This is a genomic window from Actinoplanes sp. NPDC004185 (assembly GCF_053603475.1).
This window is the reverse complement of the sequence record NZ_JBSGFR010000020.1, coordinates 14,833-39,258: the sequence shown is the minus strand read 5'-3', so window position 1 is coordinate 39,258 and position 24,426 is coordinate 14,833. Positions and strand designations below refer to the sequence as shown.

General features: G+C 72.7%; 22 protein-coding genes. 14 read left to right on the top strand and 8 right to left on the bottom strand.

Features of this window, described 5'->3' with window-relative positions; all coding sequences use genetic code 11:
- The first annotated feature begins 129 nt into the window (after positions 1-129).
- From ACWEOZ_RS21370 to ACWEOZ_RS21350, 5 genes are all read left to right on the top strand, one after another.
- Positions 130-1,896: a glycoside hydrolase family 6 protein gene (locus tag ACWEOZ_RS21370; RefSeq protein WP_451912425.1), complete on the top strand. Its 1,767-nt coding sequence runs from the start codon at positions 130-132 to the stop codon at positions 1,894-1,896.
- A 61-nt stretch (positions 1,897-1,957) separates the two neighbouring features.
- Positions 1,958-2,386 (top strand): hypothetical protein, encoded by a 429-nt coding sequence (locus ACWEOZ_RS21365; protein WP_451912424.1) that lies wholly within the window; start codon positions 1,958-1,960, stop codon positions 2,384-2,386.
- The gene (locus tag ACWEOZ_RS21360) at positions 2,383-3,243 is read left to right on the top strand and encodes a methyltransferase domain-containing protein (RefSeq protein WP_451912423.1); all 861 of its coding nucleotides are present in this window, start codon (positions 2,383-2,385) and stop codon (positions 3,241-3,243) included. The genes ACWEOZ_RS21365 and ACWEOZ_RS21360 overlap by 4 nt, the downstream gene beginning before the upstream one ends.
- 149 nt (positions 3,244-3,392) lie before the next feature.
- The gene (locus ACWEOZ_RS21355) at positions 3,393-5,408 is read left to right on the top strand and encodes an RCC1 domain-containing protein (RefSeq protein ID WP_451912422.1); all 2,016 of its coding nucleotides are present in this window, start codon (positions 3,393-3,395) and stop codon (positions 5,406-5,408) included.
- Between the two features lie 24 nt (positions 5,409-5,432).
- Positions 5,433-5,912, top strand: coding sequence for a GNAT family N-acetyltransferase (locus ACWEOZ_RS21350; protein WP_451912421.1), 480 nt, complete (start codon positions 5,433-5,435; stop codon positions 5,910-5,912).
- Between the two features lie 91 nt (positions 5,913-6,003).
- On the opposite strand, the gene ACWEOZ_RS21345 is transcribed toward ACWEOZ_RS21350, so the two are convergent.
- Together ACWEOZ_RS21345 and ACWEOZ_RS21340 are read right to left on the bottom strand one after the other, a co-directional pair.
- Positions 6,004-6,591: a DUF3455 domain-containing protein gene (locus tag ACWEOZ_RS21345; protein WP_451912420.1), complete on the bottom strand. Its 588-nt coding sequence runs from the start codon at positions 6,589-6,591 to the stop codon at positions 6,004-6,006.
- Positions 6,592-6,715: 124 nt separating this feature from the next.
- A complete protein-coding gene (locus ACWEOZ_RS21340) occupies positions 6,716-7,531 on the bottom strand; it encodes a hypothetical protein (RefSeq protein WP_451912419.1) in 816 nt (271 codons plus the stop codon).
- Positions 7,532-7,979: 448 nt separating this feature from the next.
- Between ACWEOZ_RS21340 and ACWEOZ_RS21335 the strand changes: the two genes are divergently transcribed.
- From ACWEOZ_RS21335 to ACWEOZ_RS21310, 6 genes are all read left to right on the top strand, one after another.
- Positions 7,980-9,836 carry a translation initiation factor III gene (locus tag ACWEOZ_RS21335; protein ID WP_451912418.1) on the top strand — a complete coding sequence of 619 codons (1,857 nt, stop codon included), beginning with the start codon at positions 7,980-7,982 and terminating at the stop codon, positions 9,834-9,836.
- Between the two features lie 61 nt (positions 9,837-9,897).
- Positions 9,898-11,370 carry an NADH-ubiquinone oxidoreductase-F iron-sulfur binding region domain-containing protein gene (locus ACWEOZ_RS21330; protein ID WP_360544184.1) on the top strand — a complete coding sequence of 491 codons (1,473 nt, stop codon included), beginning with the start codon at positions 9,898-9,900 and terminating at the stop codon, positions 11,368-11,370.
- Positions 11,367-11,918, top strand: a complete 552-nt coding sequence (locus ACWEOZ_RS21325) for a TlpA family protein disulfide reductase (RefSeq protein WP_451912417.1) — start codon at positions 11,367-11,369, stop codon at positions 11,916-11,918. The genes ACWEOZ_RS21330 and ACWEOZ_RS21325 overlap by 4 nt, the downstream gene beginning before the upstream one ends.
- A 3-nt stretch (positions 11,919-11,921) precedes the next feature.
- Positions 11,922-12,782 (top strand): cytochrome c biogenesis CcdA family protein, encoded by an 861-nt coding sequence (locus ACWEOZ_RS21320; protein WP_451912416.1) that lies wholly within the window; start codon positions 11,922-11,924, stop codon positions 12,780-12,782.
- A gap of 2 nt (positions 12,783-12,784) precedes the next feature.
- Positions 12,785-14,602: a serine/threonine-protein kinase gene (locus ACWEOZ_RS21315; protein WP_451912415.1), complete on the top strand. Its 1,818-nt coding sequence runs from the start codon at positions 12,785-12,787 to the stop codon at positions 14,600-14,602.
- A gap of 158 nt (positions 14,603-14,760) precedes the next feature.
- Positions 14,761-16,512, top strand: coding sequence for a serine/threonine protein kinase (locus tag ACWEOZ_RS21310; protein WP_451912414.1), 1,752 nt, complete (start codon positions 14,761-14,763; stop codon positions 16,510-16,512).
- A gap of 57 nt (positions 16,513-16,569) precedes the next feature.
- On the opposite strand, the gene ACWEOZ_RS21305 is transcribed toward ACWEOZ_RS21310, so the two are convergent.
- Positions 16,570-19,047 carry a Tex family protein gene (locus ACWEOZ_RS21305; protein WP_451912413.1) on the bottom strand — a complete coding sequence of 826 codons (2,478 nt, stop codon included), beginning with the start codon at positions 19,045-19,047 and terminating at the stop codon, positions 16,570-16,572.
- Positions 19,048-19,144: 97 nt separating this feature from the next.
- On the opposite strand from ACWEOZ_RS21305, the gene ACWEOZ_RS21300 reads away from it, so the two are divergent.
- Positions 19,145-20,194 carry a zinc-dependent alcohol dehydrogenase family protein gene (locus tag ACWEOZ_RS21300; protein ID WP_451912412.1) on the top strand — a complete coding sequence of 350 codons (1,050 nt, stop codon included), beginning with the start codon at positions 19,145-19,147 and terminating at the stop codon, positions 20,192-20,194.
- On the opposite strand, the gene ACWEOZ_RS21295 is transcribed toward ACWEOZ_RS21300, so the two are convergent.
- Entirely contained in the window at positions 20,172-21,140 is a 969-nt protein-coding gene (locus ACWEOZ_RS21295) for a LuxR C-terminal-related transcriptional regulator (protein WP_451912411.1), read from the bottom strand. The two genes, ACWEOZ_RS21300 and ACWEOZ_RS21295, sit on opposite strands and share 23 nt — an antisense overlap.
- A gap of 76 nt (positions 21,141-21,216) precedes the next feature.
- On the opposite strand from ACWEOZ_RS21295, the gene ACWEOZ_RS21290 reads away from it, so the two are divergent.
- Positions 21,217-21,936, top strand: coding sequence for a PP2C family protein-serine/threonine phosphatase (locus tag ACWEOZ_RS21290; RefSeq protein ID WP_451912410.1), 720 nt, complete (start codon positions 21,217-21,219; stop codon positions 21,934-21,936).
- On the opposite strand, the gene ACWEOZ_RS21285 is transcribed toward ACWEOZ_RS21290, so the two are convergent.
- Positions 21,902-22,285: a hypothetical protein gene (locus ACWEOZ_RS21285; protein WP_451912409.1), complete on the bottom strand. Its 384-nt coding sequence runs from the start codon at positions 22,283-22,285 to the stop codon at positions 21,902-21,904. The genes ACWEOZ_RS21290 and ACWEOZ_RS21285 overlap by 35 nt on opposite strands.
- Positions 22,286-22,351: 66 nt before the next feature.
- Positions 22,352-23,044 (bottom strand): uridylate kinase, encoded by a 693-nt coding sequence (locus ACWEOZ_RS21280; protein ID WP_451912408.1) that lies wholly within the window; start codon positions 23,042-23,044, stop codon positions 22,352-22,354.
- Between the two features lie 35 nt (positions 23,045-23,079).
- Between ACWEOZ_RS21280 and ACWEOZ_RS21275 the strand changes: the two genes are divergently transcribed.
- The gene (locus tag ACWEOZ_RS21275; protein WP_451912407.1) at positions 23,080-23,628 is read left to right on the top strand and encodes a GNAT family N-acetyltransferase; all 549 of its coding nucleotides are present in this window, start codon (positions 23,080-23,082) and stop codon (positions 23,626-23,628) included.
- Here the strand turns inward: ACWEOZ_RS21275 and ACWEOZ_RS21270 are convergent.
- Both ACWEOZ_RS21270 and ACWEOZ_RS21265 read right to left on the bottom strand, forming a co-directional pair.
- On the bottom strand, positions 23,580-23,933 hold the full coding sequence (locus tag ACWEOZ_RS21270; protein WP_451912406.1) for an MmcQ/YjbR family DNA-binding protein: 354 nt from the start codon (positions 23,931-23,933) through the stop codon (positions 23,580-23,582). The genes ACWEOZ_RS21275 and ACWEOZ_RS21270 overlap by 49 nt on opposite strands.
- Positions 23,933-24,349, bottom strand: coding sequence for a VOC family protein (locus ACWEOZ_RS21265; protein WP_451912405.1), 417 nt, complete (start codon positions 24,347-24,349; stop codon positions 23,933-23,935). The genes ACWEOZ_RS21270 and ACWEOZ_RS21265 overlap by 1 nt, the downstream gene beginning before the upstream one ends.
- Between the last annotated feature and the right edge of the window lie 77 nt (positions 24,350-24,426).

Genomic DNA, 24,426 nt, shown 5'->3' with positions numbered 1-24,426 from the left:
CATGGGAGCGCTCCCATAGTGTGAGGCTCACGCGGTGGTCAGCGACAGCGATCGATCCCCGCGCCGGAAGTTCGTTCCCCTCGGCACGCCTGCCCCGGGCGTCGCCATGTCTTCCAGGAGCGCTTGCGCATGAGTCCACGTCCCCACTCGTTGGTGCGAGGCCTGACGGCCGCCACCGCGATCACCCTCCTCACCGGCGCCGGCATAGCCGTCGCGGCGCAGCAGGCCAGCGCCGCCGCGGGTTGCCGGGTCAATTACACGGTCAACCAGTGGAGCACGGGCTTCACCGGCAACGTCTCCGTGACCAACCTCGGCGACGCGATCTCCGGCGGCTGGAACCTGACCTGGGACTTCGCGGGCAACCAGCGGGTCACCCAGGGCTGGAGCGCCACCATCACCCAGAGCGGGCAGCGGGTCACCGCGGCCAGCCCGTCCTGGGCCGGCAACCTGGGCCAGAACGCGTCGGCGACGTTCGGCTTCAACGCCGACTACTCCGGCACGAACGCGATCCCGGCCTCGTTCTCGCTGAACGGCACCGCCTGCACGGGCAACCCGACCACCCCGGGCAGCCCGTCGGCCACCCCGTCGACCCCGGGCAGCCCGTCGGCCACCCCGTCGACGCCGACCAGCCCCACCACCTCGCCGCCGCCGGCCGGCACCAAGGTCGACAACCCGTACGCGGGGGCCAAGGGCTACGTGAACCCGGAGTGGAAGGCCAAGGCCGACGCCGAGCCCGGTGGCAGCCGCGTCTCCAGCAACCCGACCGCCGTCTGGCTGGACCGCATCGCGGCCATCGCCGGTACCTCGGGCAGCAGCTCCAACGGCAGCATGGGCCTGCGCGACCACCTGGACGCGGCTCTCGCCCAGGGCGCCGGCTACGTCCAGTTCGTCATCTACAACCTGCCCGGCCGGGACTGCTCGGCGCTCGCCTCCAACGGTGAGCTCGGCGTCAACGACCTGCCGCGGTACAAGACCGAGTACATCGACCCGATCGCGGCGATCCAGGCGGACCCGAAGTACCGGAGCCTGCGGATCATCAACATCGTCGAGATCGACTCGCTGCCGAACCTGATCACCAACACCAACGTCGCGACCTGCGCCACCATGAAGTCCAACGGTGGCTACGTGCAGGGCGTCGGCTACGCGCTGAACAAGCTCGGCGCGATCGGCAACGTCTACAACTACGTGGACGCGGCGCACCACGGCTGGATCGGCTGGGACACCAACTCCGGTCCGACCGCGCAGATCCTGCTCGAGGCCGCCCGCGCCTCCGGCAGCGTCAACAACGTGACCGGCTTCATCGTCAACACGGCGAACTACTCGGCCCTGCGTGAGCCGTTCTTCCAGGCCAGCTCGACGGTGGGCGGCCAGTCCGTGCGCCAGTCGAAGTGGGTCGACTGGAACATGTACGTCGACGAGCTGAGCTTCGCCCAGGGCTTCCGCCAGCAGCTGGTCACGGCCGGGTTCAACTCGAACATCGGCATGCTGATCGACACGTCCCGCAACGGCTGGGGCGGCGCCAACCGGCCCGCCGCGGCGAGCACGTCCACCGACGTGAACACCTTCGTCAACCAGTCGCGCATCGACCGCCGGATCCACGCCGGCAACTGGTGCAACCAGTCCGGTGCGGGTCTGGGCGAGCGCCCGAAGGCCGCCCCGGAGACGGGTATCGACGCCTACGTCTGGGTCAAGCCCCCGGGCGAGTCGGACGGCTCCAGCTCTCTGATCCCGAACAACGAGGGCAAGGGCTTCGACCGGATGTGCGACCCGACCTACACGGGCAACGAGCGCAACGGCAACAGCATGACGGGCGCGCTGCCCAACGCACCGATCTCCGGCTCGTGGTTCTCGGCTCAGTTCCGTGAGCTGATGGCCAACGCGTACCCCGCACTCTGACCCTCTCCCAACACGGACGGCCCGGTTGTCACAACCGGGCCGTCCGGCTCGTCCTGGGGTCATGACAGCGAACCTGCGCCGCACGCTCCTGCTCCTGCAAGCCGCCACCGCCCTGTTCGTGGGCGCCTGGGCGGCCGCGGCGCCGGCCTTCTGGTGGCGGTCCTTCCCGGGCGCCGGCCGCCACTGGCTGCCGATGCTCGGCACCTACAACGAACACCTGGCCCGCGACGTCGGCGCCCTCTACCTGGCCCTGGCGGTGGTCACCCTGGGCGCGGCGGCCCGGCCCGCCGACGACTTCCTGGTACGGCTGACCGCGGTGGCCTGGCTCGCCTTCTCCGTGCCGCACCTGCTCTACCACCTCGGCCACCTCGCCCACTACGCACCGGTGGACCAGGTCGGCAACGTGGTGACCCTGAGCCTGGTGACCCTCGTACCGGCCGTGCTGCTGGCCCCCCGCCGATCGTCCCACGGGGCTAGCGTGTCCCGGTGACGACCGACAGATGGGCGAGTTGGCTGCTGCAGCACCGCGACGGCGGCTCGGCCGGCCTGCGCTCCCAGTTCGTCCCCCAGCTGACCGCCTACCGCGACGGCGTCCTCGCCCGGGCGGCGATATCCCCCGGGGACACGGTCCTCGACGTCGGCACCGGCACCGGGCTGATCGGGCTCGGCGCCCTCGACCGGGTCGGACCGGCCGGCCGGGTCATCTTCAGCGACATCTCCGAGGCCCTGCTCGAGGAGTGCCGCCGGCAGGCCGACCCCGCCCGCTCCACGTTCGTGAGGGCGGCGGCCGATGACCTGAGCCCGATCCCGGACGCCTCGGTGGACGTGGTGACGACCCGGTCGGTGCTGATCTACGTGAGCGACAGGCCGGCGGCCTTCGCCGAACTGCACCGGGTGCTGCGCCCCGGCGGCCGGCTGTCCGTCTTCGAGCCGATCAACAACTTTCCCGCCCGGATGGGCCGCGACTCCCTGCTCGGCCTGGACCCGGCGCCGATCGCCGACCTGGTCGCCAAGATCCGCACGGCCTACCTGACAGCCACCCCGGCGACCACCGCGATGCTCGACTTCGACGAGCGCGACCTGGTGCGCTGGGCGGCGGAGGCGGGCTTCACCGGGGTACGGCTGGACTACCGCGCCGAGGTCGACATGCCGGGCCCGCCGATCAAGGACTGGCCCGCCCTCCGCCGCACGGCGCCGAACCCCCTCGTGCCGACCTACGGCGAGGTGCTCGACACGGTGCTGACGCCGGCTGAGCGGGACCGCTTCGACGCCCACGTCGCATCGCTGGCCGATGTCCCGACCCGCCACACGGCGGCGACGGCCTACCTGAGCGCGACCCGGGCCTGATCCCGCGTCCGGTCGCCCGGTGGATGTTCCTATCGGGCAGACGGCGACCACAGCCATGCTGAAGGCAACCCGGTCTGATCCGCCTGTCCGGCGGGACGAATAGTACTTTCCGGCTGTCCGTGGCGATTCGGTGTGATTCGCTGGGCCGCATGTGGATCTTCGCCCGGCGGGTTGCCGGGGTCGTCGCGGCGGCCGCCCTTGTGCCCCTGTGGCCCGCGGCCGGTGCGGAAGCCGATCCGGGACCGGACGCTGTCCGCGCGGCCCAGGCTGAGGTGCTCCGGCTGGCCGGCCTGGCCCTCCGCCCGCTGCCCGGGCCGCTCGCCGGCTCACCGACGGTAGCCGCCGTGGGTCCGCAGGACGAGCGGACGGTCGGCCCGGAGGTCGGCCCGAAGGGTGGGTCCGCGGTTGCTTCGCAGGGTGAGCGGGCGGTCGGCCCGGAGTCCGGCCCGCCGGCTGAGCCGACGGCTGGCAAGGAGGCCGGTCCGGGGATTGGCTCGGTGGGTGAGCCGGCAGCCGGCAAGGAGGTCGGCCCGGCGGATGAGCGAGAAGCCGGCTCATCGAGCGAGCAGCCGGTTGATCCAGCGCTCGGGGCAGTGACCGGCTGGGCTCCCGGGCCGTCAGCCGCCGAGTCGGGCCCCGGCGCCGGTCTCACCGCCATCGGCGGCCGGCACACCTGTGCCGTCGTGCAGTACTCCGATCTCTGGTGCTGGGGTGGCAACGACCACGGCCAGCTCGGCGACGGCAGCACCCGCGATTCCGCCCGGCCGGTGCGGGTCACCGCGTCCGGCAAGCTGGCCGAGGCCGCCCGCATCCTCGCCGTCCATTCCGGCCGGGTGCACACGTGCGCGCTCACCCTGGAGTACGCCGCCATGGGCCTGGTCGTCTACTGCTGGGGCGGCAACGGCGAGGGCCAGCTCGGCGACGGCAGTTTCGCCGACCGGCACCGGCCCGCGCAGGTCGCCGGGAACGCCGTGCAGGTGGTCACCGGGGCCGAGCACACCTGCGTGCTCGACGTCGAGCTGACCGTCTCGTGCTGGGGGCGTAACGACGTCGGCCAGCTGGGCTTCGGCACGCTCGGCACCAGTGAGGCCAATCCGCAGCAGGTGCCGGGCCTGACCGGCGTCATCGACCTGGCCGCCGGGGATGAGAGCACCTGCGCGCTGGTGCAGAGCGGCAAGGTGTGGTGCTGGGGTTCCGACGCGGACGGCCGGCTCGGCGACGGTGGCGGGGCCGGTGATCCCGCGCCGAGCCCGGTTGCGGTCGGCGGTGGGCCGTACACGGAGATCAGCGTCGGGAGCCGCCATGCCTGCGCGCTCGGGCCGAAGGGTGCCGCCTGGTGCTGGGGGGCCGGTGACCGTGGGCAGCTCGGCCGGGGCGGTGATCGCTCTGCGCCGCGGCGGGCCGGTACGCGGGTCTATTCCGGTCTGCGGGCCGGTGGCGACTCCACCTGCGGGCTCACCGGCGGCGGGGCCGCGTACTGCTGGGGCGCCAACGATCATGGGCAGCTGGCGGTCGGTGGCCGCACCGACCGGGCCTCGGCGGCGCCGGTCGACCGGAGCGGCATCCGGACGTCGACGTTGGTGCGGCTGTTGCTGGGGCGTCCCGCTCCGATCGTCACCGATCTGTCGGTCGGGGCCGATCACAGTTGTGCCGTGGACGTCTCGCAGGCTGTCTACTGCACCCGGGGCGGGGTGCTCAGGGCCGTACCGCTGGCTCCCGGGGTCGTCACCGGGGTCCGGGCCGCGGCCCGGCCCGGTGCACTACGGGTCAGCTGGACCGCGCCGGCCACGCCGGGCGCCGACCGGATCGCGGCTTACGTCGCCGTGGCGTTCACCGGCCGGACCCTGGACGGCGGCCGGTCCTGCACCGCCCGTCCCGCGCGGGCCTGCACCGTCACCGGCCTGACCGGGGGCAAGCGCTACACCGTGGTCGTCGCCGCGGTCAGCCACGGCGGGGTCTCGTTCAGCGCTCTGGGTCACGGCACGCCCCAGGCGGCCGGGGCCGGGCTGCCGGTCACCGGGCCCGGTCCGCTCGCCGCGGCCGGCGTCGTCCTGCTCGCCGCCGGATGGACAGTGCTGCGGGCCGGTCGTTCGGTAGGCTGCCGCCACCGGATCCCAGGTGCGGTGGTGAGCGGGCCCGGCGGCGACGACGCGACGGTGCGGTGATCCGGGCCGGGACAGGAGCGACGGATGGCTGAGATCGGCCTGCGCGCGGTGCGCGACGACGATCTGGACCTGCTCTACGACCAGATGCGTGATCCCGTCGCGGTGCGGATGGCCGCGTTCACCGCCGACGATCCCGACGACCGGGCCGCCTTCGACGCGCACTTCACCCGGATACGCACCGATCCGGAGATCCTGCTGTTCGCGATCACCGTCGACGGCGAGCTGGCCGGCACGGTGGCCAGTTTCCCGGTCGGCGACGACACCGAGATCACGTACTGGCTGGACCGGGCCCGGTGGGGGCGGGGCATCACCACCCGCGCCGTGGAGCTGCTGCTCGACCTGGTGCCGGTGCGGCCGATCACCGCCCGGGCGGCCAGCGACAACGCCGGGTCGCTGGCGGTGCTGCGCAAGGCCGGCTTCCGGCCGGTCGGCAAGGAGATCGCGTACGCGACCGCCCGCGGCGAGGAGATCGAGGAGACCGTCCTGCGCCTCGACGAGCTCTGACCGCCGGCGGCTGACGAGAGATGCCGGTGCACCGCCGCATCGGCGGCGCACCGGCATCCGGCCCCTCGGAAAGGTCAGTGTGCGGCGGTGGTCAGCTCTTCTTGAAGAAGCGGTAGACCGCCTGGTAGGACACCGAGGTCGTGGCGCCGGTGGTGCAGGCCGTGGCCGGGGCGACGCCGCCGACCGTGGACAGGCGCTGGATGAAGGTGACGTCGCCGAAGACGCCGGGGCCCCGGCTGGCCTTCGCCGTGACGAGCAGCTGCGGGATGCTGCCGGGCGTCGCCGACGGGGCCGAGACCGGCCCGGTGCCCTCGACGAGCGAGCCGTCGTCGGACGACTGCCAGCTCGGGCCACGGAAGTGCAGCGCGGAGGCCACCTTGACCGGGCTCAGGGTGATGCCGGTCAGCGACGCGGCCGGCTCGATCAGGGTCCACTTGGTGTCCGTGCAGCCGTAGATCTGCACCCCCTTGGCCTTGAAGACCGAGGTCAAGGTGTTGCCGGGCGGAGGGACGAGGGCGGCCGGCAGCGTGGCGGCGCCGCCGAGGAACCGGTCCGCCGCACTCGCCGCGGTCACGGGGGCGGGCTTGTCGTCGGCGAAGGAGACGCCGGCGGAGACACCGATGAGCGTCAGCGTGGCGGCGCCGACCCCGGCCGAGATACGGACAGTCTTGGTCTTCAAGGATCCTCCACAGTAGGGGGTAGCGCCCGACCCACCCTAGGGCTACCGTCCGCAACCGTCTCTTAACTGCGGCCTAAGTCTTCCGCAGGTTTACCCCAGGAAGTTGTGGAGGAAGATCGTCCGCTCAGGTGCTGGGGTAGAAGCCGGTCGGGAGTTCGCCGCTGTGTTTCGGCGCCCTGCCGCGCATGCGCAGCCGCAGCAACAGGCCGACCCCGAGGAAGACCAGGATCCCGCCGACGATCAGGCCGGCGCCCAGCAGGCTGGGGGTGCCACTGTTGCTGCCGGAGGTCGGCACCGCGGCGATGTCGACGTCCGTGGCGGTGGGTTCCGGCTCGGCGGTGGGCTCGTCGTCCGCCTCCTGCTCCGGTTCGGCGGACTCGCTCGGTGACGGACTGGCCGAAGGGCTGGGCGACTTGCTCTTCTTCGGTTCTTCCCGTTCGCCCTTGACCTCGCTGCGCGAACTGGTCTCCTGCAGCAGAGTGCGGTTCGCGGTGAAGGCCTGCGCGCGGAAGGCGACCCGGCCCGGTTCGGCGTCGTCGTCGAAGGCGATCTGGTAGCGGGCGGTCACCGTACGGTCCCGGCACAGCAGGCCCGGGTCGAGTTGCACGTCGGTGATCCGGGCGGTGCCGGCGGCCACGTTCTGCACCTGGACGGGGAAGTCGCCGTCCTCGTCGCGGGCCACCTCCACCTCGTCCAGGTCCGGCCCGTCCACCTCGAGGAGCAGCGACCAGCGCACCTTCACACAGCGGTTCTGCTCGCTGCTGGCGACCACGGTGACCTGTCGCGCGCCGGCCCCCGCGGTGAAGGTGCGGGGCAGCTCGGTGATCTCGACCCGGAAGCCCGGCTCGACCGCGGCGGCCCGGCCGGGCATGATCAGGGTCGCGGCCGTGGCGGCCAGGGTGGCGCACAGCAGAGCAGCGCGATGCCGCACAGCAATCATCTCCTCACGCTATGGCGTCAACTTGCACGCACGTGAGGTAGTTCGGGAGGGCCGGGCGAAAGGTTCACCCCGGACCGGTGATTCCCGCCTCGATAACACTTTATTTTTGCCTTAGCCCCAGGCTTCCGCACGGTGTCTTGCCTGGTCAGGGCACTTCCGGGCGAGATCGGTAGCATGCTCGCGCAAACTTCACCGCAAAGAACTTCCCGAACGTTCATCCGAACCCCGGCCACACACGTAGATGGGGGAGGGCAGGAGACCGGCTTTCACGCAGGGTGAGGAAGGGCAGGCCGCCGGTACACCGGCCCGACAGTAACGAGCGCGGGGCATCCCCCACGGATGCCGGCGTCCCGACCGCCCAGGACGGACGCCGTACCGCTGCGGAGAACGAGGAGTTATGGCCCGGACGAAGATGAACCAGCGATCCGCCAGTCGTGTGGACGTCCCGATGAGCGCTACCGGCGGCCGGACACCGCCGTCGATGATCACCTACGCGGTGCTCGGCGTCTCCATCCTCGCCGCGCTCTGGGCCGCCGCGATGCTGACCCCCGCCGGTCAGAAGGCATACGTGTACGTCTTCGCGTACACCGAGTTCTACGTGGGCGTCGTCTCGCTCGTCTCGCTCTCGATCACCATCATGGTGGGACTGGTCGCCACCGACCGGCTGGTCCTGTCGATCCGCCAGCGGGTGCTGCTGCAGTCCGCGCACCGCACCACCGGCGTCATCGCGGTCGTGGCCCTCTTCTTCCACGTGTGGACGAAGGTGGCGATGAACTACATCGGCGTGACGGACGTGTTCATCCCGTTCCTGGCGCCGTACAAGACGATGCTCATCGGCTTCGGCACCCTCTCCGGTTACATCATGGTGATGGTGATGTGGACCGGTATCGCCCGGTCCCGCTTCGTCGGCAAGGGCAAGCCCTGGATGTGGCGGGGCATCCACGCGATCTCGTACCTGATGTGGCCGATCGCCCTGCTGCACGGCCTCGGCGCCGGGCGCGCGGCCAAGCCGTGGGTCATCGTCTCCTACATCATCTGCATCCTGCTGGTGCTGGTCGGCCTGGCCGTGCGCCTCTCGGTGCGGCTGAACCGCCGCAAGGACTTCGCCTCGCAGGCCGGCACCGGCACCGGCAAGATCCAGCCGGTCGGCAAGCTGGTCCCGACGACGACCCCGAGCATCAAGGGCCGGGGCAAGAGCCGCCGTGACGACGCGGTCGTCGTCGACGGTTCCGCCGCCCTGGCCACCTGGACGCCGGCCGCTCGGGCCACGGGCGCGCCGCCGCTGGCCGAGACCGCCGCCAAGCCCGTCAGCGCCCCCGCGAGCGCGCCGATCAGCGCCCCGCCGGAGCCCGTGCGCCGGCCGCGCCGCGGCGTCGACGACGAGGAGCGGGTCCGCCGCCGCCGCGACTTCGACGACGCCCCCACCCAGCGGTGGGAGTTCGAGGAGGACGACCTGCCGGCGCCGCGTTCGCGCGGCTACGCCGAGGAGGACGCCCCGGCGCCCCGCCAGCGCCGCGCCGCCGAGCGCTTCGACGAGCCGACCAGTGCCATGTCGCGCCGGGCGCTCGACGAGGGCATGCGCAGCTACGCCGACGAGGACGAGGTGCCCGCGCCGCGGGGTCGCCGGCGGGCAGCCGGTGACCCGTACGCCGAGGAGCCCCCGGCCCGCTCGCGCCGCTACGCCGGCACCGAGTTCGAGGACGAGGCCCCGGCCCGGTCCCGGCGCTACGCCGGCACCGAGTTCGAGGAGGAGGCCCCGGTCCGCGGCCGGCGCTACGCCGACGAGGACGACGTGCCCGCGCCGCGCTCCCGGCGGGTGGTCGAGGAGGAAGCACCGCGCTCCCGGCGTTACGCCGCCGACGACGACGCCCCGGCACCGCGGCAGCGGCGCTACGTCGAGGACGACCGGTACGAGGAGGCGCCGCCCCCGCGGCGGCGGTCCGCCCGCTACCCGGACGACGAGCCGCCGCGGCCGTCCCGCTCGTCGCGCTACACCGACGATGTCGAGACTGCGCCCCGGACCCGGCGCGACCGGGGCGCCGACGTCGACAGCGCCGACTCGGGACGACACAGCCGCAGCGAGTTCGTGGACCTGGCCGGGGCGCCGCACGCCGTCGCTGGTCCGGACCCGGAACCCGACGAGACGCCGACCCTGGTCGACATGGCGTCGCGCCGGGCCCGCCGGGCGACCCAGCAGGAACCCGTCCGGGCGGCGAGCCGGGGGGCTCGTCGCGGCAGCCGGGCCAGGACGGACGAATCGGCTGACGACGTGTACTGGCGTCAGCTGCGAGGGGAAGCACAGTGACTGAGCGCGCCATCGACCGGATCGCCCGCCGCGGCGATGCCACCCGCTGCGGGGCATCGTCTTGAGCGCCGATCTGGTCCCTCCGGTCACCAGCATCGGGACGCCGCGGATCACCGCGGGCTTCGACGAGTACGGCCGCCTGGACCTGATCGCGCACCAGGAGGTGCACGGCGGCTTCGCGGCGCTGTCCAGCGGTGAGCTGATCGGTCTGGCCGACCGCATCGAGCTGCGCGGCCGCGGCGGTGCCGGGTTCCCGTTCGCCCGCAAGGTGCGCGCTGTGCTCGACTCGTGCCAGCGGCAGGACCTGCCGCCGGTGATCGTGGTCAACGCCACCGAGGGCGAGCCGCCGTCCTGGAAGGACAAGGCCGTGCTGACCCGCGGCCCGCACCTGATCCTGGACGGTGCGGCCCTGGCCGCCGCCGCGCTGGACGCCGAGGAGATCGTGATCGGCATCGCCGACGACGGCATCGGGCAGGAGTCGCTGGCCGCGGCCCTGGCCGAGCGCCGGATGCCGGTGCCGACCCGGATCGTCACCGTGCCGCACCGGTTCATCTCGGGCGAGGGCGGCGCGCTGGTCCGCGGCATCAACGGCGAGGCGCACATCCCGCCCGGCCGCAAGGTCCGGTCCAGCGACAACGGCGTCGGCGGGCTGCCCACCCTGCTCTCCAACGCCGAGACGTACTCGCAGCTGGCCATCGCGGCCCGGCTGGGCCCGTGGGAGTACAACGCGGTCGGCATCCCCGAGGAGCCCGGCACGGTCATGCTGACCGTCGGCGGCTCGGCCACCGCTCCGGCCGTGGTCGAGGCACCGACCGGCACGCCGCTGATGGACGTGCTCACCATGTGCGGGGCCGACATCGGCCCGGGCCTGCTGGTCGGCGGCTACCACGGCAAGTGGATCACCGCCGAGGCGGCCAAGACGGTGACCATCTCCCGCAAGGGCTTCGCCAAGGTCGGCGGCACGCTGGGCGCCGGCATGCTCATCCCGATCGGCTCGACGACCTGCCCGCTGGGCGAGGTCGCCCAGGTCACGCAGTACCTGGCCGGCGAGTCGGCCGGCCAGTGCGGCCCGTGCCGGCTCGGCCTGCCCGACCTGGCCCGCGCGGTGACCCTGGTGGCGCTGGGCGGCAGCGCGCTGGAGAACGTCCGGCAGGCGGCCGGTGTGGTCAAGGGCCGTGGCGCCTGCAGCCACCCCGACGGCACGGCCCGCTTCGCGCTGTCCGCGCTCGAGGTCTTCGCCCGTGACGTGGAGCTGCACGCCAACGGGGAGGGCTGCGGCAAGCAGGTGCGCGGCATCCTGCCGCTGCCGTACCACACCGATCAGGGGGCGCGGAAGCTCGCGGTGGACTGGTCGCGGTGCGACGGTCACGGTCTCTGCTCGGCGGTCGCCCCGGAGATCATCCGGCTGGACGCGAACGGGTTCCCGGCGTTCCCGCAGACGCCGCTGCCGCCGTGGCTGGAGAACGGTGCCCGCAAGGCGGTCAACGTGTGCCCGGCGCTGGCGCTGCGGCTGACGGAAGCGGTGAAGAAGTGACCCGGCTGCTGTCCGGGCTGGTCGCCGGGGTCTGCCTCGGGCTCCTGGCGGGGTGCGGCCCGGCGGCCTCCGAGCCGGTCGCGGCGCGGGAGCCGGTGCCGGCCGCGCAACCCGCGGGCGCTGCCTCGGAGCCCGCCGCGGCAGTCCCGGCGTCGCTGACGTTCACCGGTAGGACCCTGGACGGCAAGGCCTTCGACGCGGCGACCATGGCCGGCAAGCCGGCCATCCTGTGGTTCTGGGCACCCTGGTGCGCGACCTGCGCGAGCGAGGCCATGTCGATCGCCGATCTCCAGCAGGAGTACGCGGGCCGGCTCAACATCCTCGGGATCGCGGGCATGGGCACCAACAAGGACATGCACGAGTTCGTCGCCGACCTCGAGGTGGGCGCGGTGCCGCACCTGGACGACGAGCCGGGCACGCTGTGGAAGAAGTTCGGCATCACGCAGCAGAGCACCTACGTGATCCTCGACCGGGCGGGCCGGATCGTCGCCACCGACTATCTGGACGACCTGCAGCTGACCACCAAGGTCAAGTCGCTGGTGGCGTGAGCCGTGCGGGCCACGCTGCTGCTCGCGCTGACCGCCGGGATGCTCGGTGCGGTGAACCCGTGCGGCTTCGCGTTGCTGCCGGCGTACCTGTCGGTCCTGGTCGCCGGCGACGAGCCGCGGGCCGCGGGCGGCGGTCCGGCCGCCGTGGGCCGGGCGTTGCGCTGCACGGCCGCCCTGACCACCGGTTATGTCCTGGTCTTCGGGGTGTTCGGGCTGCTGCTGGCCCCGCTGACCGGGTGGCTGATGCCCCGGCTGCCGTGGCTCACCGTGGTCTTCGGGGCCGGGCTGATCGTGCTGGGCGGCTGGCTGCTCGCCGGGCGGTCGCTGCCGAGCGTCGGCCGGGGGATGCGCGCGCCGCGCCTCACCGGGACGGCCGCGTCGATGGTCCTGTTCGGCATGGCCTACGCGGTGGCGTCGCTCGGTTGCGCGATCGGGCCGTTCCTGGCCATCGTCGTCTCCAGCCTGCGCGCCGGCTCCACCGTCGAAGGCGTGGCGCTGTTCGTCAGTTACGCGGCCGGGATGGGGCTGGTGATCGGCGTGACCGCCCTCGCCGTCGCGCTCGTCCGGGTCTCCGCGGTGTCGCGCCTGCGCCGGGCGGCGGCTTTCGTGCCCCGGATCGGCGGCGCGGTGCTGGCCGTCGCCGGAGCGTACGTGGCCTACTACGGATGGTATGAGCTGCGCCTTGTCAAGGATCTGAGGACTTCCGGGCAGGATCCGATCGTGAATCTTGCCTCGGATCTCCAGCGCGAGTTGAGTGGTGTGGTCGGCCGGCTCGGCGCGGGATGGTTCGTGCTCCTGCTCGCCGCGCTGGTCCTGACGGCGCTCCTGCTGTCGCGGCGCCGTCGTACCTCTGTGGGGAGCTGACCGTGGACACCGCGTACCGCGTGACTCCGCTGCGCCGTGGGGACCCGGAGCAGCTGGGCGAGTACTGGCTCACCGGCCGGCTCGGCTCGGGCGGCATGGGCGTGGTCTACCTGGCGACCGACCGCGACGACAACTACGTGGCCATCAAGCTGGTGCACGCCGCCCTGGTCAACGATCCGGAGTTCCGCGGGCGCTTCCGCAGCGAGGTCGAACGGGCCCGGCAGGTGCCGTCGTTCTGCACCGCCGAGGTGCTCGACGCGGACCTGGACCACAACCCGCCGTACCTGGTGGTCGAGTATGTCGACGGCCCGAGCCTGGCCGAGGTGGTGGAGGAACGCGGCCCGCTGCGCGCGGCGGCCCTGCACTCGCTGGCGGTGGGGGTGGCGACCGCGCTGACCGGCATCCACGGCGCCGGGGTCATCCACCGCGACCTGAAGCCGGACAACGTGCTGCTGGCGCCGGGCAGCCCCAAGGTCATCGACTTCGGCATCGCCCGGGCGTTCGAGGCGACCAGCCAGCACACCCGGACGGACCAGATGGTCGGCACGGTCGCCTACATGGCCCCCGAGCGTTTCTCCTCCGAGCCGGGCACGCCCCTGACGGCCGCAGCGGACATCTTCGCCTGGGGCTGTGTCGTCGCCTACGCCGGCACCGGCCGCACACCGTTCCACGGTGACTCGCCGCCGGCCACCGCGGCCCGGATCCTCACCCAGCCGCCGCACCTGAACGGGCTGCCCGAGTCGCTGCGGGAGATCGTCGCCCTGTCGCTGTCGAAGGACCCGCAGGAGCGACCGACCGCCCGCGAACTGCTCGACCTGCTGCTGGGCGACGACCAGCGCGGCTCCGGCCCGCCGGCCCGGCAGCGCACCACGGTGTTCAGCGCCCCCGTCGTCCCGGCCCCGCCGGCCGAGCCGCAGTATGCCGAGTCCGACGACAGTTACCCGCCCCGCCCCTACGCCACCGACCACTACTACCGCGGTGGAATGCCCGCCGGCCGGGGACGGCCGCGGGGCCATCGGCTGCTCGCCGTGCTCGCCGTCCTGCTGGTCGTCGCGGGCGTGGCCACGGTGGCCCTGGTGCTGAACGCGCAGCGCGGCACCGGCGGTCCGTCGACCACCGGGGGATCCCCGCGCGGTGGCGCCGCCGCCGGCGTCGAGCAGTCCACCGGGCAGGACGGGGCGGCGGCCCCGGAGAGCCCGCCACCCACCGAAGCGGCCGACTACCAGGACGACGACGGCGCGGACCGCACCCCGGTGGAGCCGGACGGCGGTGAGCCGATCATTGAGGATCCGCTGAACCGTCCCGGCCAGTGGGTGGACAGCGAGATCCGGGAACAGGACGCCGGCTGCTCCACCCGGGGCGTGATGCGCGCCGCCCGGGTGGACCGCGGCACGTACCAGTGCGTCGGCCCGGACGAGTTGATCGCGGACGACTTCGGCGTGGAGGTGACCACCGCGCTGCAGTCGGCCGGCAGCTGCGCGGCGATCTGGTTCCACTGGGACCCGCGGCGCGGCGGGCAGGTGCTGCGCGTCTGCCAGAACGAGATGTCGGTGGCGGCGGACCGGCCGGGCGACCGCCGGGTCTACGGGCGGATCCCGCTCGAGCAGCGGATCGACCTGCGCGAGTCGGTCCGGCTGCACCTGGTGGTCCGCGAGGGTGAGGCCCAGGTCTTCCGCGGCGGTGACTTCGCGGGCTCGGTGCGGCTGCCCAAGGGCGGGCCGGAGCAGGGCCAGGTGCTGCTGGGCCTGAGCGTCGAGGCCGTCGACACCGACCCGCCGTACGCCGTGACCTTCGCCGACGTGGACATCCGGTCCTTCTGACGACCGCCCCGGCCCATCGGTGGCGCCGACAGTGATCTGTGTCGGTTGTGCGGCAACCGGCGGACAGGTCTTCGCAGGCAATGACAAGGCCCTATAGGGTGACCTTTCCTGTCGGGGGTGGGGCGGCGTCATGCCGCGGGGGCGTAGGAGTAAACGGCATGCCGGACGAGCGGACCAGCCCGCTGCGCCCGCGTGACCCTCGCCGGCTCGGGTCGTACGAACTGCTCGGCCGGCTCGGTGAGGGCGGCATGGGCACGGTCTATCTGGCCCGCAGCGCCGCCGGTGTGCTCGTCGCGGTCAAGATGGTCCGGGCCGACCTCGCGCCGGACGACGCGTTCCGGCGCCGGTTCCGCAGCGAGGTCAACCGGGTCCGCCAGGTGCCGCCGTTCTGCACCGCCGAGGTGCTCGACGCCGACCCGGACCACGAGCAGCCCTACCTGGTCGTCGAGTACGTCGACGGGCCGAGCCTGGCCGAGGTGGTCGAGGAGCGCGGCCCGCTCACCGCGTCCAATCTGCACAGTGTGGCGATCGGGGTGGCGACCGCCCTGACCGCCATCCACGGCGCCGGGGTCATCCACCGTGATCTCAAGCCGCGCAACGTCCTGCTCGCCCCGGGCAGCCCCAAGGTCATCGACTTCGGCATCGCCCGGGCGATGGAGGCGACCAGCGCGCACACCAGCACCGACCAGATGGTCGGCACGGTGGCGTACATGGCGCCCGAGCGGTTCGGCCCCGACCTGGACGTGCCGCTCACCCCGGCCGCCGACGTGTTCGCCTGGGGCGGCGTCGTGGCGTACGCGGGCACCGGCCGCACGCCGTTCAGCGCCGACTCCCCGCCGGCCACCGCGGCCCGGATCCTGACCCAGCCGCCGGACCTGACCGGGCTCAGCGGCCCGCTGCGCGACCTCATCGGGCACGCGCTGGAGAAGGACCCGGCCAACCGTCCCAGTGCCCGGGAGCTGCTGGATCTGCTCGTCGACGGCCCGCAGCGGCCGGCCGCTTCCGGGGCCGCGCTCGATCACCAGCCCGGCCTGCGGTTCGCCGCGCAGGAGGCGCAGGCGGTCACCGGGGTGCATCCCGCGGGGCTGCTCACCGAGGTCACCGCCGCGCCCACCCTGGTCGGCTACTCGGAGAACTCGATCGTCACCCAGCCGGTGCCGGCCTCACCGGTCGCCCCGGACACGCCGTTCACCCACGACCCCACGCCGCGCCGGCCGTGGGTGCTGCCCGCGGCGGTGTTCCTGCTGATCCTGGCGATGCTGTCGGTCGGCGGGGCGGTGGCGACGCTGTGGCCGGGCGGCACCCGCACCGGCACCACGGTCGACCCGCGTGTCGAGGAGCCCGACCAGACCGTGCTGCTGGCCGATCCGCTGACCGGGCAACGCCTCTGGCAGGCCTCGTCCCAGGCGGACGAGCAGGCCGGGTGCTCGTTCGACGGCGGCCTGGTGGTCAGCCGCGCGACCCGCGGCGTCTTCCGCTGCCGCGGGCCGGAGGACTACGAACCCCCGGACGTGCAGGCCGAGGTCAAGGTCCGGCTGCTGACCCCGGACAGCTGCGCGTCCATCTGGATGCGCTTCGCGCAGTTCCGCGGCTATCAGGTACGCGTCTGCGAACGCAACGTGTACGTAGGCATCCACAAGTCGGCCAACCCCGAGGTCTACAAGACGTTCCCGCTCGACGACCGCCCGATCGACGTCGGCGCACCGGCGACGCTGATCACGGTCAGCATCGTCGGCGAGACCCTCGAGGTGCTGCGCGACGGTGAGCTGCTCGGCGCCGTACCGGTGCAGGACAAGGACATCCGCGGCGGGAAGGTCGTGCTCGGGATCTTCACCGAGCGCAGCGCGCCGGTGAAGGGGCCGTACAAGGTCGCCTTCAACGACATCAAGATCTGGCCGATCGACCGCTGAGCTGCCGCCCGCGGCCGGGCCCGGCGCGACGGAAGCGCGCCGGGCCCGGTTCGCGGGTCAGTCCTTGGTGAGGCCGGCGCGGCGCAGGGCGTCGGCCATCGCGCTGTTGCCGAAGCTGTTGCCGCCGGCGGGCGCCTGGCCGCCGGAGCGCTGGCCCCCGCCACCCTGCCGCTGACCGCCCTGACCCCGGCCGCCCTGGCCCCCTTGACCGCCCTGCCGGGGCTGGCCACTCTGGCGAGGCTGGCCACCCTGGCGGGGCTGACCGCCCTGCCGGGGCTCGCCACCCTGGCGGGGCTGGCCGCCCTGGCGGGGCTGGCCACCGCCCGGCCGGGCCTCGCGCGGCTCGCGCGGCGCGCGCTGCTCCGGCTTGTCCTCGAGCTTCATGGTCAGCGAGATCCGCTTGCGCGCCTCGTCGACCTCCACCACCCGCACCTTCACGACGTCGCCGGACTTGACCACCTCGCGCGGGTCCTTCACGTACGTGGTGGACAGCGCCGACACGTGCACCAGGCCGTCCTGGTGCACGCCGACGTCGACGAACGCGCCGAACGCCGCCACGTTGGTCACCACGCCCTCCAGGATCATGCCCGGGCGCAGATCGGCGATCTTCTCGACGCCCTCGGCGAAGGTGGCCGTGGTGAACGCCGGGCGCGGGTCCCGGCCCGGCTTCTCCAGCTCGCGCAGGATGTCCGTGACGGTCGGCAGGCCGACGGTGTCGGTCACGAACTTCTCCGGGCGCAGGGCGCGCAGCAGCGGGCTGTTGCCGATCACGGTCTTGAGGTCACCGCCGGCGGTGGCCAGGATGGTCCGGACCACCGGGTACGACTCCGGGTGCACACTGGACGCGTCCAGCGGGTCGTCGCCGTCCGGGATGCGCAGGAAGCCGGCGCACTGCTCGAACGCCTTCGGGCCGAGCCGGGCCACCTTCTTGATCTGGGAGCGGTTCCTGAACGGGCCGTTGGCGTCGCGGTGCATCACGATGTTCTCCGCCAGGCCGGCGCCGATGCCCGACACCCGGGTCAGCAGCGGGGCCGACGCCGTGTTGACGTCCACCCCGACGGCGTTCACACAGTCCTCGACCACCGCGTCCAGAGACTTCGACAGCTTCACCTCGGACAGGTCGTGCTGGTACTGCCCGACGCCGATCGACCGGGGGTCGATCTTGACCAGTTCGGCCAGCGGGTCCTGCAGACGGCGGGCGATGGAGACCGCGCCGCGCAGCGAGACGTCCATACCGGGCAGTTCCTGCGACGCGTACGCCGAAGCCGAGTACACCGACGCACCGGCCTCGGAGACCATGACCTTGGTCAGCTTGAGCTCGGGGTGCAGCTTGATGAGATCGGCCGCCAGCCGGTCGGTCTCCCGCGAAGCGGTGCCGTTGCCGATCGCCACCAGGTCGACCTTGTGCTCCGCGGCCAGCGTGGCCAGGGTGTGCAGCGACTGGTCCCACTTGTTCTGCGGGACGTGTGGATAGATCGTCGAGGTGGCGACGCACTTGCCGGTCGAGTCGACGACGGCCACCTTGACGCCGGTGCGGAAGCCGGGGTCGAGACCCATCGTCGTACGGCTGCCGGCCGGGGCCGCCAGCAGCAGGTCGCGCAGGTTCGCCGCGAAGACGCGTACCGCCTCGTCCTCGGCCGCCTGCCAGAGCCGGACCCGTAGGTCGGCGCCCAGGTGGATGAGGATCCTGGTCCGCCAGGCCCAGCGCACGGTGTCGAGCAGCCAGCGGTCGCCGGGGCGGCCGTGGTCGGAGATGCCGAACCGGCCGGCCACCGACGCTTCGAAGCTGGACCGCTCGCCCTCCTCGGCGCCCTCCTCGGGCTCCATGGTCAGGTCGAGCACGTCCTCCTTCTCGCCGCGGAACATGGCCAGGATGCGGTGTGAGGGGAGCTTGGTGAACGGCTCGGCGAAGTCGAAGTAGTCGGCGAACTTGGCGCCCTCGGTCTCCTTGCCCTCGCGCACCTGGGCGATCAGCCGGCCCTTGGTCCACATGCGTTCGCGCAGCTCACCGATGAGGTCGGGGTCCTCGGCGAAGCGTTCGATCAGGATGGCCCGGGCGCCGTCGAGCGCCGCTGCCACGTCGGCCACACCGTCGGCGTCCACGTAGGCCACCGCCTCGGCCTTGGGGTCCCGGGTCGCGTCGCCGAGCAGCAGGTCGGCCAGCGGCTCCAGGCCGGCCTCGCGGGCGATCTGGGCCCGGGTCCGGCGCTTGGGCTTGAACGGCAGGTAGATGTCCTCGAGCCGGGCCTTGGACTCCGCGGCGAGGATCTGCGCCTCGAGGGCGTCGTCGAGCTTGCCCTGCGAGCGGATCGACTCGAGCACGGCCGCGCGACGGTCCTCGAGCTCCCGCAGATAGCCGAGCCGCTCCTCGAGCGTACGCAGCTGCTGGTCGTCGAGGGTGCCGGTGACCTCCTTGCGGTAACGGGCGATGAACGGCACGGTGGCTCCGCCGTCCAGCAGGTCGACCGCCGCGGTCACCTGTCCTTCACGGACCCCGAGCTCCTGGGCAATGCGCTGATGGATGCTGGTCGTCACGCCGACGATTGTGACCGAGGCGCCCGGCGCTTGTCGCGCCGCCCCGCGAATCCCGCGCGGATGATCACCCGGCCCGGGCGCGGGTAAGGTCGGGGGAATGCACGCCGCGATGTGGTACGCGCCCCGCGACATCCGCTGGGAGCAGCGTCCGGACCCGACCATCCAGCTGCCCACGGACGCGATCGTGCGGGTGGTCGCCGCCTGCGTCTGCGGCTCCGACCTGTGGACGTTCCGGGGTGCGCGCCCGCCGGCCGACCCGCACCCGATCGGCCACGAGTTCGTCGGCGTGGTCGAGGAGACCGGAGCCGGCGTGACCACCGTGCGGGCCGGTGACTTCGTCATCTCCCCGTTCTCGATCAGCGACGGCACCTGCGTGCACTGCCGGCAGGGCGTCACCACCTCCTGCGTCCAGGCCCAGTGGTACGGCGGCACCGACCGCGACGGCCGCATCCTCGACGGTGGCCAGGGGCAGTACGTGCGCGTGCCGCTGGCCGACGGCACCCTGGTCGCCACGCCGGAGCATCCTGGTCGCGAGCAGATCCCGGCGCTGCTGGCCCTCTCCGACGTCCTGGTCACCGGCCACCACGCCGCTGTCTCCGCGGGTGTGGGCCCGGGCGGCACGGTCGCGGTGGTCGGTGACGGCGCGGTCGGCCTGTGCGCGGTCCGGGCGGCCGTCCGTCTCGGTGCCGACCGGGTGATCGCCTTCTCGTCGTACGCCGACCGTCAGAACGTGGCGACCGGCTTCGGCGCCTCCGACGTCATCTCCGAACGCGGCGACGACGGTGCGGCGGCCCTGCGCGACCTGCTCGCCGGCCAGGGCGCGGACGCCGTGCTCGAATGCGTGGGCAACAAGGAGTCGATGGCGCAGGCGATGGCGTCCGTGCGTCCCGGTGGCCGGATCGGCTACGTGGGGGTGCCGCTGGGCGGGGCGGAACTGCCGATCAGGAAGATGTTCGCCGACAACATCGCGGTGGCCGGTGGTGTCGCGCCGGTGCGGCCGTACCTGCCGGAGCTGCTCACCGACGTGCTGGCCGGCTCCCTGGACGCCGGCGCGGTGTTCGACCTGCAGCTGCCGATGGAGAAGGTGGCCGAGGCCTACGCGGCGATGGACGAGCGCCGCTCGATCAAGACGCTGCTGTGGCCTTGAGGTCCCGCTGAACGGCCCACAGCGCGGCCTCGGTGCGCGAGGCGGCGCCGGTCTTGCGCAGCAGGTTCGACACGTGCACGGTCACTGTGCGCACCGAGATGCCCAGCGCGCGGGCGATCTGCTTGTTGGACATGCCCTCGGCCAGGCAGCCGATCACCTCCCGCTCACGGGCGGTCAGCTCGGGCTGCTCCCGCAGGTGGGCGGGCAGCGGCGCGTCGGCCAGCGCCTCCGGTCCACCGGCGGTGGCCAGCAGCTCGCTCAACCGGTACGGGTTGCCGCCGGTGCGGCGCCACACCGCCTCGGCGACCTGCGGGGACGGGCAGCTGGCGCCGTACACGTGGGCCAGGATGCGGCTCACCTGCCCGGCGGTCAGCGCAGCCAGATGCTGGCGCACCGCGCCGGGGGCACCCGACAGCCGGGCCAGCACCCGGGCCGTGAGCAGCGGGGAGACGGCCGCCTCGGGCGGCCGGCTGGTCACGACCAGCAGGGCCGGAAGATCGGCGGCGGCGAGCTCACCGATCAGGTTCAGGCTGGCCGGGTCCAGCGCGTGCAGATCCTCGACCACGAGTACGGCGGGACGACCGCCCACCAGCGTCCGCACGGTCGTGACGGCCAGCCGCAGCAGCGCGTCGGGCGTGTACCGCTCCCGGGGGACATCGGGATCCTGGGCGAGCCAGGCCAGCGCGTCCGGCGGCACGGGCAGCCCGGGGCGCGGCCCGAGCCCGGCCAGCACGGCGGCGAGCCAGTCGTAGGGGGCGGGCGAATGCAGCCGCGCGGAGCCGGACAGGACGACCTGAGGGGTCGTGAGCTGCAGAGCGGCCGAGACCAGGGTGCTCTTGCCGGTGCCGGGCAGCCCGGTGATCACGGCGGGCACGCACCTGCGGGTGGCGCCGACACGCTCCCAGGCGCGCCGGAGCTCGTCCAACGCGTCCGTTCGTCCCACCATCGGTACCGGCATCACCACCCAACACTACGTACTACGTACTACAGACACCGCCGCAGCCCTTTGGCAGTCTTGTGACATGAGTGTCGTGCTTCGTGCGGTCGCCGCCTCCGATCAGGGCCTGGTCCGGTCGAACAACGAGGACGCGGTCTTCGTCGGCGACCGGTTGCTGGTCGTGGCGGACGGCATGGGTGGCCTGCCGGCCGGAGAGCTGGCCAGCGACATCCTGGTCACCGCCCTGGCCGACGTGGACGTGAAACCGGACACGGGCGAACCCCTGCAGGACCTGATCGCGGCGCTGGAGACCGCCAACAAGCGCATCGAGGAGGCGGTCGCCGACGACGACGCCCGCGACGGCATGGGCACCACCGTGACGACTCTCATGCTGTCCGGTGACCGGGTGGCGGCCCTGAACGTGGGCGATTCCCGGTGCTACCTGAGTCGTGATGGCGAGTTGACGCAGATCACGCGGGATGACACTTATGTGCAGGCGCTGGTGGATCAGGGAGTGCTGACCCCGGACGACGCGCGCCGGCACCCGCAGCGGGCGCTGGTGACCCAGGCGGTGCAGGGCGGGCCGTTCCGGCCGGCGGGGCGGATGGTGCCGGTGCGGGTGGGGGACAGGTTCCTGCTCTGCAGCGACGGGCTGAGCGACTACGTCGAGGACGAGGTGATCGCCACTACGCTGCGGTCGTACGCGGACCGGCAGGTGTGCGCGGCGGAACTGATCGCGCGGACGTTGGAGGCCGGGGCGCCGGACAACGTCACGGTGATCGTCGCGGACGTGGAAGAGGAGTAGGCCGCTCCGGGCCGCCTGGTGAGCGCCTGCCCGGCCGTGGCCGGCCGTCGACGGCTGTGCAGATGCCGTAGACCCGGGCGTAGCCGGTCCATCCGTTGACCCGGCCGCGGTTGTTGCTGATCTGCACGCGGCCCTTGACCGGGTCGACCGCGGAAACGAGATGCAGATGGACGGCGCCGGCCACGCGGGCCAGCACGATGTCCCCGACGACGACCTCGGCCGGATCGACGGGCGCGACCGTGACGAGCTGCCGGCTGCGAATGAGCGGCACCATCGACGAGCCGGTCGGCCGGAAGTCGACGGTGGCGCCGGCGGCCACCCGGGCGGCGATCGACGTCAGGTTGCTCATGCCGGCTCATCATCGGCTGCCGGCACGGCCCCGGCCACCCCATTTCCCGCGCCCGGCCCGGCCCGGTCACCCCCGGCGGCGTCCCTGACGGGTGCGGGCCGTCCAGACCGGCCGCTCGGGCTCGTCGTTGTGCACGATGATGTCGGCAAGCTCGGTCGGGCGGGCCGTCGCGAAGTAGAGCTCCTGCGACGGGATGTAGCGCTCGCGCCAGCGCCGTTCGACGTCGGCCGGAGCTGACACCCGCCCCTCGCGGATCACCGCACGACGCACAGTCTTCTCCGGCGCGGTCGACACGAAGATGCGCACGTCCCACTGAGCGATCAACTCCGGGCGCAGGAGGAAGACCCCGTCGAAGACCAGCACGGCGTCGGCGGAGGCGGTCGTGGCCGGTGGAGACACCACAACATCCGTGGTGTGGTCGTAGACCCCATGCTGGAAGCGCCGATCTCCGTGCGGGCCGAGCGGATCGAGCAGCACCCGGTTCAGGGCCTCGTAGTCGTGGGCGTCGAAGTAACAGCCCTCGGCCGAGAACTCACCGCGTCGATAGCGCTGGGCCCGGGGGAGGAGGAAATCGTCGATCGTCGCGCGGACGACCTCACGGCCCCGGTCCCGCAGGACCCCGGCCAGCTCGTCGGCGAGGGTGGTCTTGCCGGTGGCGGGCGGCCCGTCGACGGCAACCCGGGTCGGGTGGGTGACGGAGACCGACCCGACTGCCTCAGCCAGGTGGCGGAGCAGCGCGTCGCGGCCGTCCGGGTCCATGTCCCGTCCTCCTGATCCCTGCGTACGCTCGACCTGTGCTTCTGACGACCGAACGGCTGGTGCTCCGTCGCTTCCGCCCCGCCGACGCGGAGACCCTCGCCGCCTACCGGACGGACCCCGCGGTCGCGCGCTACCAGTCCTGGGATTCGCCGTACCCGGTGGAGAAGGCGCGCTACGCCATCGAGTCCATGGCCGCCGCGGATCCCGATCAGCCGGGCTGGTTCCAGTACGCCGTCGAGCTCACCGCCGGGAAAGCCCCCATCGGTGACGTCGCCGTCAATCTGCACGACAACCGGATGCAGGCCCAGCTCGGTTACAGCCTCGCCCCCGCCCAGCAGGGGCATGGCTATGCCACCGAGGCCGTCCGGGCCGTGCTCGACCATCTGTTCCGGGTCAAGGGTCTGCACAAGGTGTCGGCCGAGTGCGACGCCCGCAACGTCGCTTCGTACCGGTTGCTGGAGCGGACCGGCTTCCAGCGCGAAGGACTGTTGCGGCAGCACACCTGGAGCAAGGGTGAGTGGACCGACGACCTCCGCTACGGCTTGCTGGAATCGGACTTCTTCGGCGTCGCGACGGCTTCGTAGGCGTCCTGGCACTGCTCGGCGACCTCAGCCCAGTCGACGTCGCCGTCCAGGCGGACGCCCAGCCAGCCGCGGTGCCCCACGTACGGCGGGCGGAAGAAGCGCTCCGGAGCAGCGGCGATCAGCTCCTGCTGGGCTCCGGGCGGCGCCGCACACCACAGGTGCGGGAACCGGTTGTCATGATGGCCGTGCTCCCACAGGGTCACGAAGCTCCGCCGGTCGCGCACGAACCACGTGGGCGCGCCGTGACTGGGTCGCTCGGTGACCTCGGGCAGGGCCGTGCAGATGCGCCGGAGCTCGTCCAGCATCAGGACTGCGGCGCGCCGATGTTGACCATCCATTCCACGCCGAAGCGGTCGGTGCAGGTGCCGAACTCGTCGCCCCACATCTGCTTCTCCAGCGGGGTGGTGACCGCGCCGCCGTCGGCCAGCTTGGCCCACCACTCGCGCATCACGTCGGCCTCGTCGCCGCTGAGGCTGATCGCGATGTCGTTGCCCGGCACGTGCTCCAGCCCGGGCGGGGCGTCGGCGCCCATCATGACCAGGCCGTCGTCGGTGACCAGGATGGCGTGCATGACCTTGTCGGCCAGCGCCGGGTCGGGGGCGCCGAAGTCACCGAAGGTGCTGATGGTGAGCTCGCCGCCGAGGACGGAGTGGTAGAACTCCATCGCGGCCCGGGCCTTGCCGTCGGTGAACGCGATGTACGGGTTGAGGCGCACTGCCATGGCCGGCTCCTTCGCCGAGAATGAACAACTTCTCGCACCTTAGACCCGGCCACCGACAGTTTCGGCCGCCTACCGGC

Coding starts and splice junctions, on each gene's coding strand:
- ACWEOZ_RS21310 (WP_451912414.1), top strand. CDS start 14,761: ATGCCGGACGAGCGGACCAGCCCGCTGCGCCCGCGTGACCCTCGCCGG.
- ACWEOZ_RS21350 (WP_451912421.1), top strand. CDS start 5,433: ATGGCTGAGATCGGCCTGCGCGCGGTGCGCGACGACGATCTGGACCTG.
- ACWEOZ_RS21265 (WP_451912405.1), bottom strand. CDS start 24,349: ATGGCAGTGCGCCTCAACCCGTACATCGCGTTCACCGACGGCAAGGCC.
- ACWEOZ_RS21370 (WP_451912425.1), top strand. CDS start 130: ATGAGTCCACGTCCCCACTCGTTGGTGCGAGGCCTGACGGCCGCCACC.
- ACWEOZ_RS21340 (WP_451912419.1), bottom strand. CDS start 7,531: ATGATTGCTGTGCGGCATCGCGCTGCTCTGCTGTGCGCCACCCTGGCC.
- ACWEOZ_RS21295 (WP_451912411.1), bottom strand. CDS start 21,140: ATGGTGGGACGAACGGACGCGTTGGACGAGCTCCGGCGCGCCTGGGAG.
- ACWEOZ_RS21300 (WP_451912412.1), top strand. CDS start 19,145: ATGCACGCCGCGATGTGGTACGCGCCCCGCGACATCCGCTGGGAGCAG.
- ACWEOZ_RS21335 (WP_451912418.1), top strand. CDS start 7,980: ATGAGCGCTACCGGCGGCCGGACACCGCCGTCGATGATCACCTACGCG.
- ACWEOZ_RS21355 (WP_451912422.1), top strand. CDS start 3,393: ATGTGGATCTTCGCCCGGCGGGTTGCCGGGGTCGTCGCGGCGGCCGCC.
- ACWEOZ_RS21285 (WP_451912409.1), bottom strand. CDS start 22,285: ATGAGCAACCTGACGTCGATCGCCGCCCGGGTGGCCGCCGGCGCCACC.
- ACWEOZ_RS21290 (WP_451912410.1), top strand. CDS start 21,217: ATGAGTGTCGTGCTTCGTGCGGTCGCCGCCTCCGATCAGGGCCTGGTC.
- ACWEOZ_RS21280 (WP_451912408.1), bottom strand. CDS start 23,044: ATGGACCCGGACGGCCGCGACGCGCTGCTCCGCCACCTGGCTGAGGCA.
- ACWEOZ_RS21270 (WP_451912406.1), bottom strand. CDS start 23,933: ATGCTGGACGAGCTCCGGCGCATCTGCACGGCCCTGCCCGAGGTCACC.
- ACWEOZ_RS21365 (WP_451912424.1), top strand. CDS start 1,958: ATGACAGCGAACCTGCGCCGCACGCTCCTGCTCCTGCAAGCCGCCACC.